The organism is Pseudoalteromonas sp. SR45-5, from assembly GCF_014163565.1.
Classification (GTDB): Bacteria; Pseudomonadota; Gammaproteobacteria; order Enterobacterales; family Alteromonadaceae; genus Pseudoalteromonas; species Pseudoalteromonas distincta.
Window position 1 is genome coordinate 1 of sequence record NZ_JACJDN010000096.1, and the last position, 8,908, is coordinate 8,908.

Sequence of the window (8,908 nt, forward strand, 5' to 3'; positions counted from 1 at the left end):
GTTTAAAGTTAAAACAAAATGTTTTTAATTTAGCCGTCAATATACTTTTATTTAAATATTTAACTCTATTGATCTACAAAGGTTTGCCCAAACATATAAGAGTTGGTAATCTAATTTTAGTTAAATTATCGAAACATACACGTTTCACTTAAAGGAGCTCTACAATGGCGTTTAATCAATCGTACAATACCGCGAAACCGGTAATGTCTACCATTGAAACAAACAAGGTACTTAAAAACACCTACTTTTTACTAGCTATGACACTTGCATTTAGTGCAGTTACAGCCGGTATTTCAATGGCACTACAATTACCTTACTTTATGGGAATTGTGTTTACACTCGTTTCGTTCGGTTTATTATTTGTTGTAAATAAAAAAGCAGATACAGCATCTGGTGTATTTTGGGTGTTTGCTTTCACAGGTTTAATGGGGGCAGGCTTAGGTCCATTGCTTAACCATTATGCTGCATTACCTAATGGCCCAATGCTTATTATGCAAGCCTTAGGTTCTACAGCGCTTATCTTTTTTGGTTTATCTGCTTATGCACTAAATACTAAAAAAGACTTCTCATTCATGGGTGGCTTTTTAACTGTTGGCTTAATCGTTGTGATTGTAGCAAGCATCGTTAATATTTTTATTGGCAGTTCATTGATGTTTATGGTGCTTAATGCAGCAGTTGTACTGATTATGTCTGGTTTGATTTTATTTGATACAAGCCGAATCATAAACGGTGGTGAAACTAACTACATTCGTGCAACTGTGTCTTTATACCTAAGCGTATATAACTTATTTACTTCTTTGCTTGCTCTACTTGGCGCAAGTGATGACTAATTAAATAGTTCTGTTAAAATAGCCCCTTTATTGGGGCTTTTTTATTGGAATTGTTTTGGCACGCTTTGTTCTTTCATTACATACACCACCATCCGATCACGATACCACGCAACGCATAGTTAAATTTGCGAATGCATGTTTAGCCCAAGGGCACACCATTGATGCTATTTTTTTATACCAGCAAGGTATTTATCATGCATCTACCCACTTTGATTTATCCTCAGACGAACTTCAAATTTCAGCACTTTGGCAGCAACTCGCTGATCAAAATTTAATGCTGTGTGTTACCGCCGCGCAAAAGCGCGGGTTAGATATTAAAAACACAGGTGTATTTAAAGTCGCAGGGTTAGCTGAATTTGCAATGCTTGCAAGCGACGCAGATAAATGGGTGCAATTTAAATGATAAACGTATTAGTAATGAGTCAGTGCAGCCCATTTGACGATTTAAATATTCGTGATGCACTAGATATGACATTGATATTTGCTGCTGTTGATCAAAATGTAAGTTGGTTGTTTAGCGGCCCCGCCGTTTTAGCTTTAAAAAAGCATCAGCAACCAAACAATATTGGCTTAAAAGACTTTTTTAAAAATATTAAAACACTCGAAATATATGATGTTGAAAACATTTTCGTGTGTGAAAAATCATTGCTTGATTATGGTTTAAATAAACATGATTTACTCGTAGAGGCAAAAGCTCTTAACTTTAGTCAACAACAAACACTAATTAAAGCGCAGCAGCATGTGGTGAACCTATGAGTACGTTACATATTTTTTCTAAGCCGCTTAACTATTACTCGGCAAATCAGCTAGAGAACTTAATTTTATCAGGCGATAAGGTACTACTTGTTGGTGATGCCTGCTTTGCAAAAAAACAATTTAGACAATTTGCAGATACACTGCTAATACTTGAACAAGACGCGCAAGTACGTGCAATAAAATTAGCAGATAACGATAAAGCAATTAGCTATGAAGACTTTGTGGCACTCACTTTATCAACTAACCAATCCATTACGTGGTAACTCATGCTTGAATTTAACAACCAACAGATTGAAACCGACAAACAAGGCTACTTGCTCGACCATACTTTATGGTCAAAGGAGCTGGCAACTGTAATTGCTACTCAAGAAAACATCACACTTAGTGAGCAGCACTGGGAAGTTATTAACTTTGTTCGTGGTTTTTACATTGAATATAACACCAGCCCGGCAATTAGAATGCTTGTAAAAGCAATGGCTAAAGCACTCGGTGAAGATAAAGGAAATAGCCTTTATTTATATAAATTATTTCCTAAAGGCCCAGCCAAGCAAGCAACAAAAATTGCCGGATTACCAAAACCAGCTAGGTGCATATAATGAGAGCCAAATCAGGCAATAATCAAGCAACACAAGCCAAGCCAAAAAGAAGTACTGGGCGTACTTATTCACGCAGTGCACTTAACAAAACGCCATCTGGTAAAAGAGAAGTAAAGCCGCAAATAGCATCTAAAGACAGAAAAATTGTGTTATTCAACAAGCCGTTTGATGTGCTATGTCAATTTACGGATGACGCAGACAGAAAAACGCTTGCAGAGTTTATACCTATTAAAGAAGTTTACGCAGCAGGAAGGTTAGACAGAGACAGTGAGGGTTTATTGCTTTTAACAAACTGTGGGAAACTACAAAACACCTTAACTGCTCCTGATAAAAAAACGAATAAAACCTACTGGGCACAAGTTGAGGGTGAACCAACGAGTGAATCAATTAATGATTTATGTAATGGCGTAGAACTTAAAGACGGGCTTACACTCCCCGCTAACGTTAAAATAATTGATGAGCCAACAATTTGGGCGCGTAATCCCCCTGTACGCGAGCGAAAAGCAATCCCTACCACTTGGCTAAGTATTACCATTAATGAAGGTAGAAACAGACAAGTTCGTCGAATGACCGCGCATATTGGACACCCTACACTTCGCCTCATCCGTTATAGCATTGGCAACTATACGTTGGATGATATTAATTGTGGTGAATACAAAGTAATTAAGGGCGTAGTTGATGCATAAACCGCATGTCACGGTTGCAGCAATAGTAAAAAAGCAAAATGAGTTTTTACTTGTAAAAGAGCGCGATAAATTTACAAAGCAAATTTGTTACAATCAACCTGCGGGTCATTTAGAGCAAAATGAGACACTTGCACAAGCTGCAAGCAGAGAGCTACTAGAAGAAACAGGCTTAGCGCTTGAGCCAGTCGGCTTTTTAGGTGTGTATAATTTGCATGCCGAAAATGGAGTGCACTATTTGCGATTCTGCTTTTTATTTGAAGCGCCTAATAATATAAAAGCACCAACACCAATAGATTCTGACATTATCAGTGCTAATTGGCATACATTAGAGCAAATAAAATCATTACCGCTTAGGAGCCCTTTAGTGCTCAAGTGTATTAACGACAGCCTGAATCGACCAGCGTTAAGCTTAGAAACCATTTACAATTGATTTACTCAGAGCTTAGCGCTATACAATTACGCCCTTGTTTTTTAGCATAATACAGGGCGTTATCAGCGGCTTTAACAAAGCTGACTTCATTACTATTTGTATAGTTGCTGATGGTATTAATACCCATACTTATAGATAAAAATCCGGTAAAGCTATCCTGGTGAGCAATAGCTAAGCTTTCTACAGCTTTTTGTATTTGCTCAGCTATAAACAACGCTCCTTGCCTATCCGTTTGTGGAAGTAAAACAACAAATTCTTCTCCACCATAGCGAGCCACAAAATCTTCTGGGCGACTAACCGTTGAAGCAATTTTTTGAGCCACGTCATATAAGCACGTATCGCCCGCTACATGCCCATACCGGTCATTAAATTGCTTAAAATGGTCAATATCAATAATAATCATCGATAGCATGCCTTCGCATTCTTTTGCTCGTTCAAACTCATGCGTTAGCTTTTCATCAAACCGACGCCTATTCGCAATTTTGGTTAATGCATCCAAAAAGGCCATATCCCTGAGTATATCTTCTGCTTCTAAGCGCTCTGTTGCATCATTAAAAACAGCTAAAAACTCTTCACCTATATCAATCCCTGAAATTTCCATCATCACTTGTGAGCCATCACGACAAGAAACTCGATAGTTATTTGCGGGTATGTCGTTATTGTTACTTAGTGCCTTTTCAAGTGAGTCTTGCCACAGCTCTTTTGCAAGTGCTCTGTATTGGGGATCTGGATACGCTTTTTCCCACCATGATTTAAGATTTGGCACATCTTCTACTGTATAACCAAAAACATCTACAAAACGTTGATTAACTTTCAAAATATCACCCGTCTTGGCACATACATTACATACTGGCATTGGCAAAACGGTAAATAACCTAGCGTAGTGACTTATCTCATGTTTGCGCATAGGGTTGAGTGTACTTTGAGGTAAGTAACTCATTGGCATATCATTTTTTTCTATACTAAGCTTTTCGTCCATTTCTAAAGCGAAATACCATTCAAGCCACCAGTGCTCTACATGATCAAGCACCTTTAACTCAACGTTTTTTTTAACTGTTGAACCTTTTATTAAGCTAAATAACTCATGTACATGGTTTGGCTCTTGGTAAATATGAGGGTTTTTGAGTTTTATTAACTCATAAAAAAGATGATAGGCTGATTTTTTAAACTCTGTCGTTTTGCTAGAAAGTAATTCGCTATCCACAAAATCAGGTTTTCGTGTGTAATGCTCAACTAAAGAATTTATCTTGTTTATTTGATAGGCATAATTCATATATTCATTCCATTGACTATATTTCAAGCGGCTTTAAAGTGGTTTACATTCATATACTCACCACTATTTTATTTTTATTAAGTGTATATTTACTCTAGTAGTTTTAAAAGAAAATACTATTAATAAAACTCAATAACTACATGAATTATTCTATAGTCTTAATTTATTAGTAAAGATCACTTTAATATTACTAAAGTTACAGCCTGATAATGCGTTTAAGTCTAGTTTGCTATTTGTTATACAAATAAAATAGTGACAAATTATGTCCTTTGCCGCCCTACGCTCTTTAAGCACAAACAAAATACATGCTATAATCGCGGCCTTTCCAAGTTAACAGCAATCTGTATAAGCGAAATTATTCATGAGCGAAAATAGTCACATTAAAGTCATTGTTGGCATGTCCGGCGGTGTTGATTCTTCTGTATCTGCATATTTATTACAACAACAGGGCTACCAAGTAGAAGGCCTGTTTATGAAGAACTGGGAAGAAGACGACAATGATGAATACTGTGCCGCCGCTGATGACTTAAAAGATGCACAAGCCGTGTGCGACAAATTAGGCATTGAGCTTCACACAGTAAACTTTGCTGCTGAATACTGGGATAATGTATTTGAGTACTTTTTAGCAGAGTACAAAGCGGGTCGTACGCCAAACCCAGATATAATGTGTAATAAAGAAATTAAATTTAAAGCCTTTTTAGAATTTGCGGCTCAAGCACTCGGTGCTGACTTTATTGCAACCGGACACTACGTTCGCCGTGAACTTCGCGATGACAAATACGTAATGTGTCGCGGACTTGATAACAATAAAGATCAAAGCTACTTCTTATATACCCTAAGCCATGAACATATTGGCCAAACGTTATTCCCTGTAGGCGATATCGAAAAACCAGAAGTGCGCCGCATAGCAGAAGAACAAGACCTAATCACTCACGATAAAAAAGACAGCACCGGAATTTGCTTTATCGGTGAGCGTAAATTTAAAGACTTTTTACAAAAGTTCTTACCAGCGCAACCTGGCGTTATCGAAGACACTGACGGTAATAACGTAGGCGAGCACGAAGGCTTAATGTACCACACACTTGGACAACGCAAAGGCTTGTTAATTGGTGGTATGAAGGAAGGTTCTGGCGAACCATGGTACGTAGTTGATAAAGATTTAGAACGTAACGTACTTGTTGTTGGCCAAGGCAAAGATCACCCTCGCCTATACAGTAATGGTCTTAATGCAAACCAATTACATTGGGTAGACCGCGTTGGCCCTAAAGGTACCACTCGCTGCACAGTTAAAACACGTTACCGCCAAGAAGACTTAAGCTGTACCCTACTTGTAGGTGAAGACGGCATGGCTCGTGTATTATTTGATGAACCACAAAAAGCAGTTACGCCAGGTCAATCTGCTGTATTTTATGCAGAAGATGTGTGTTTAGGTGGTGGTATTATTGACTCGGTGATTAAGTAATGAATGAACACCAAGTCATGGCGCTTGCCGCCATGTGCCAGGTTGCTAAGCAAGTTCAAAAAATTGCCCAGTACGGCAGTAATAATGAGCACGACTTAGAAGTATTACTTTCAAGCATTATTCAAACATCACCGGCATCGCCAGAAGATGTTTACCAAGGTACTGACAACTTACGTGATGGCTATAAAACATTAATGGCGCAGCTAACTGCTGGCGCTCAAAAAGATGTTGAAATAGTAAAATACGTAGGTGGTTTGATGCAGCTTGAGCGAGCACTAAGTGCAAACGACAAAAGCTTAAACGAATTAGGCAAACGAATTGATGATATTCATCGTCGTTTAGATCATTTTGCTATTACCGACGAGAGCGTTGTTGCCGGTTTAGCAGATATATACTCGTCGGTGCTGAGCCCCCTTGGGCACCGAATACAGGTTTATGGTAAACCCGAGTTATTAAAACAGCAGCTCACTCAAAATAAAATCCGTGCGTTATTATTAGCCGGCATTAGAAGTGCAGTATTATGGCGACAAATGGGCGGTAAACGCCGTCACTTTTTCTTTGCAAAAAGAAAAATACTCGCCATTGCTAAAACAAAAATTTAACTATCGTTCAAACTAAAATTTAGGAGTTATTATGGAGCTTTCAGCGTTAACGGCTATCTCTCCAGTGGATGGTCGCTACGGCAGCAAAACCACTGAACTACGCAGTATTTTCAGCGAATTTGGCTTAATTAAATACCGCGTAATTGTTGAAGTGCGTTGGTTGCAAGCGTTAGCTGCAGCAAGCGATATAAAAGAAGTACCTGCATTTAGCGAAGAAGCTAATGCACTTCTAAACGCCATTGTAGATAACTTCAGCGAAGCTGATGCACAGCGCGTTAAAGATATTGAACGCACTACAAACCACGATGTTAAAGCGGTTGAGTACTTATTAAAAGAAAAAGTAGCCGATAACAGTGAGCTTCATGCAATCAATGAATTTATTCACTTCGCTTGTACTTCAGAAGATATTAACAATCTATCTCATGGTTTAATGCTTAGCGAAGCACGTAACAAGGTTTTGCTTCCTTATTGCGATGAGCTTTTAAGCGCAATTAAAGAAAAAGCGATTGAGTACAAAGCAATCCCAATGATGACTCGTACGCACGGGCAACCAGCTACACCATCAACGATGGGTAAAGAGTTTGCTAACGTATACATGCGTTTAAAGCGTCAACGAGACCAAATTGCTCAAGTAGAAATGCTAGGTAAAGTTAACGGTGCTGTTGGTAACTACAACGCTCACCTTAGTGCATACCCAGATTACGACTGGCATACTCACGCAGATAAATTTGTATCAAGCTTAGGTTTAACACTTAACCCATTTACTACACAAATTGAACCGCATGACTATATTGCAGAGTTGTTTGACGCAATTGCACGTTTTAACACTATTTTGCTCGATTTTGACCGTGACATGTGGGGTTACATCGCACTTAATCACTTTAAGCAAAAAACAATTGCGGGCGAAATTGGCTCATCTACAATGCCGCATAAAGTTAACCCAATTGATTTTGAAAACTCAGAAGGTAACTTAGGTTTAGCAAACGCTATTTTTGCTCATCTTGCACAAAAATTACCAGTTTCTCGCTGGCAGCGTGACCTTACCGATTCAACAGTATTACGTAACTTAGGTGTAGGTATGGGTTATGCGATCATTGCATACCAATCAACACTTAAAGGTGTGAGCAAGCTTGAAGTAAACGAGCAACGTTTAGCTGACGAGCTTGATCAAAACTGGGAATTGCTAGCCGAGCCGATTCAAACAGTTATGCGTAAATATGGTATTGAAAAGCCATACGAAAAACTTAAAGATTTAACACGCGGCAAACGTGTAAATCAAGAAATAATGGCTGACTTTATCGATGGTCTTGACCTTCCTGAGCACGCTAAAGTAGAAATGAAAAAACTAACACCTGCTAATTACATTGGTCGTGCTGTTGAGTTTATTGATGATTTAGTTTAAAAACTAAATTACTCTTTTAAAAAGCGAAAGGATCATCCTTTCGCTTTTTTTGTTTTAACCCCATTGCACTAACTAGTAGGCATAATGTATGTATCAATTAAAAATAAATAATTTGTCTGAGCAAGAGTTTTTAAGCCATTTTTGGCAAAAAAAGCCGCTTTTAATCAAACAAGGTTTTGCTGATTTTCAAGACCCACTTGATGCTAATGAACTTGCCGGTCTCGCAATGGAAGAAAGCATAGAGTCACGTATTATCACCAATCATAAAAATGATTGGCAAACGCACCAAGGTCCATTTGAAGACTTTGAAAAGTTAACAGACGAAAATGCCACCTTATTAGTGCAAGCTGTTGATCATTGGCATCCTGAAGCTGCACAACTACTAGAGCCATTTAGGTTTATTCCAAACTGGCGCATAGATGATTTAATGATTAGCTATTCAACGCCTAATGGTGGTGTTGGCCCACATTTAGACCAATATGACGTATTTATTATTCAAGGCGAAGGTAAACGTCATTGGCGCGTAGGCCTGCCCGATCCAACACTTAAGCAGTTTGCTCAAAACAAAAAATTACTGCAAGTAGAAGCATTTGAAGCCGTAATCGATTGCATATTAGAGCCTGGCGATATTTTGTATATTCCACCAGGGTGCCCTCACGAAGGTTACGCTGTAGAAAACGCACTAAATTATTCAGTTGGTTTTAGAGCGCCAAATCAACAAGATTTACTATCGAGCTTTGCCGATCATATTATTGATACCGAAAGCGGCCAAAAACGTTATACCGATCACAACATCACATTAAGAAAATCAAAGGGTGAACTTACAAACCTTGAAGTTGATAAAGTTAAAACATTGATGGCGGCACTTTTA

Annotated in this window: 12 protein-coding genes; 11 read left to right on the forward strand and 1 reads right to left on the reverse strand. The window is 38.4% G+C overall.

Annotation, left to right across the window (positions count from 1 at the left end; genetic code table 11):
* The first annotated feature begins 164 nt into the window (after positions 1-164).
* The 7 genes from H5072_RS05715 to H5072_RS05745 are packed head-to-tail and all read left to right on the forward strand — an operon-like array spanning position 165 to position 3,298.
* Entirely contained in the window at positions 165-830 is a 666-nt protein-coding gene (locus H5072_RS05715) for a Bax inhibitor-1/YccA family protein (RefSeq protein ID WP_008133668.1), read from the forward strand.
* Between the two features lie 55 nt (positions 831-885).
* Positions 886-1,233, forward strand: a complete 348-nt coding sequence (gene tusD / locus H5072_RS05720; RefSeq protein ID WP_182692960.1) for a sulfurtransferase complex subunit TusD — start codon at positions 886-888, stop codon at positions 1,231-1,233.
* Complete coding sequence (gene tusC / locus H5072_RS05725; protein ID WP_182692961.1) at positions 1,230-1,586, forward strand: sulfurtransferase complex subunit TusC; 357 nt, start codon at positions 1,230-1,232, stop codon at positions 1,584-1,586. The genes tusD and tusC overlap by 4 nt, the downstream gene beginning before the upstream one ends.
* Positions 1,583-1,849, forward strand: a complete 267-nt coding sequence (locus H5072_RS05730) for a DsrH/TusB family sulfur metabolism protein (RefSeq protein ID WP_008133664.1) — start codon at positions 1,583-1,585, stop codon at positions 1,847-1,849. Before tusC ends, H5072_RS05730 begins: the two co-directional genes overlap by 4 nt.
* 3 nt (positions 1,850-1,852) lie before the next feature.
* The gene (locus H5072_RS05735; protein WP_182692962.1) at positions 1,853-2,182 is read left to right on the forward strand and encodes a TusE/DsrC/DsvC family sulfur relay protein; all 330 of its coding nucleotides are present in this window, start codon (positions 1,853-1,855) and stop codon (positions 2,180-2,182) included.
* Entirely contained in the window at positions 2,182-2,868 is a 687-nt protein-coding gene (locus H5072_RS05740; RefSeq protein WP_154903033.1) for a pseudouridine synthase, read from the forward strand. The genes H5072_RS05735 and H5072_RS05740 overlap by 1 nt, the downstream gene beginning before the upstream one ends.
* Positions 2,861-3,298: an NUDIX hydrolase gene (locus H5072_RS05745; RefSeq protein WP_154903032.1), complete on the forward strand. Its 438-nt coding sequence runs from the start codon at positions 2,861-2,863 to the stop codon at positions 3,296-3,298. Before H5072_RS05740 ends, H5072_RS05745 begins: the two co-directional genes overlap by 8 nt.
* A gap of 1 nt (position 3,299) precedes the next feature.
* Here the strand turns inward: H5072_RS05745 and H5072_RS05750 are convergent, their stop codons facing one another.
* On the reverse strand, positions 3,300-4,571 hold the full coding sequence (locus tag H5072_RS05750; RefSeq protein WP_182692963.1) for a sensor domain-containing diguanylate cyclase: 1,272 nt from the start codon (positions 4,569-4,571) through the stop codon (positions 3,300-3,302).
* Between the two features lie 361 nt (positions 4,572-4,932).
* Between H5072_RS05750 and mnmA the strand changes: the two genes are divergently transcribed.
* The 4 genes from mnmA to H5072_RS05770 all read left to right on the forward strand — a co-directional run.
* On the forward strand, positions 4,933-6,033 hold the full coding sequence (gene mnmA / locus H5072_RS05755; RefSeq protein WP_002962705.1) for a tRNA 2-thiouridine(34) synthase MnmA: 1,101 nt from the start codon (positions 4,933-4,935) through the stop codon (positions 6,031-6,033).
* Positions 6,033-6,635 carry a high frequency lysogenization protein HflD gene (gene hflD / locus H5072_RS05760; RefSeq protein ID WP_007375707.1) on the forward strand — a complete coding sequence of 201 codons (603 nt, stop codon included), beginning with the start codon at positions 6,033-6,035 and terminating at the stop codon, positions 6,633-6,635. The genes mnmA and hflD overlap by 1 nt, the downstream gene beginning before the upstream one ends.
* 31 nt (positions 6,636-6,666) lie before the next feature.
* The gene (purB, locus tag H5072_RS05765) at positions 6,667-8,037 is read left to right on the forward strand and encodes an adenylosuccinate lyase (protein ID WP_149602566.1); all 1,371 of its coding nucleotides are present in this window, start codon (positions 6,667-6,669) and stop codon (positions 8,035-8,037) included.
* An 88-nt stretch (positions 8,038-8,125) separates the two neighbouring features.
* Positions 8,126-8,908 (forward strand): cupin domain-containing protein (locus tag H5072_RS05770; RefSeq protein WP_182692964.1); only part of this gene is annotated, 783 nt, incomplete at its 3' end.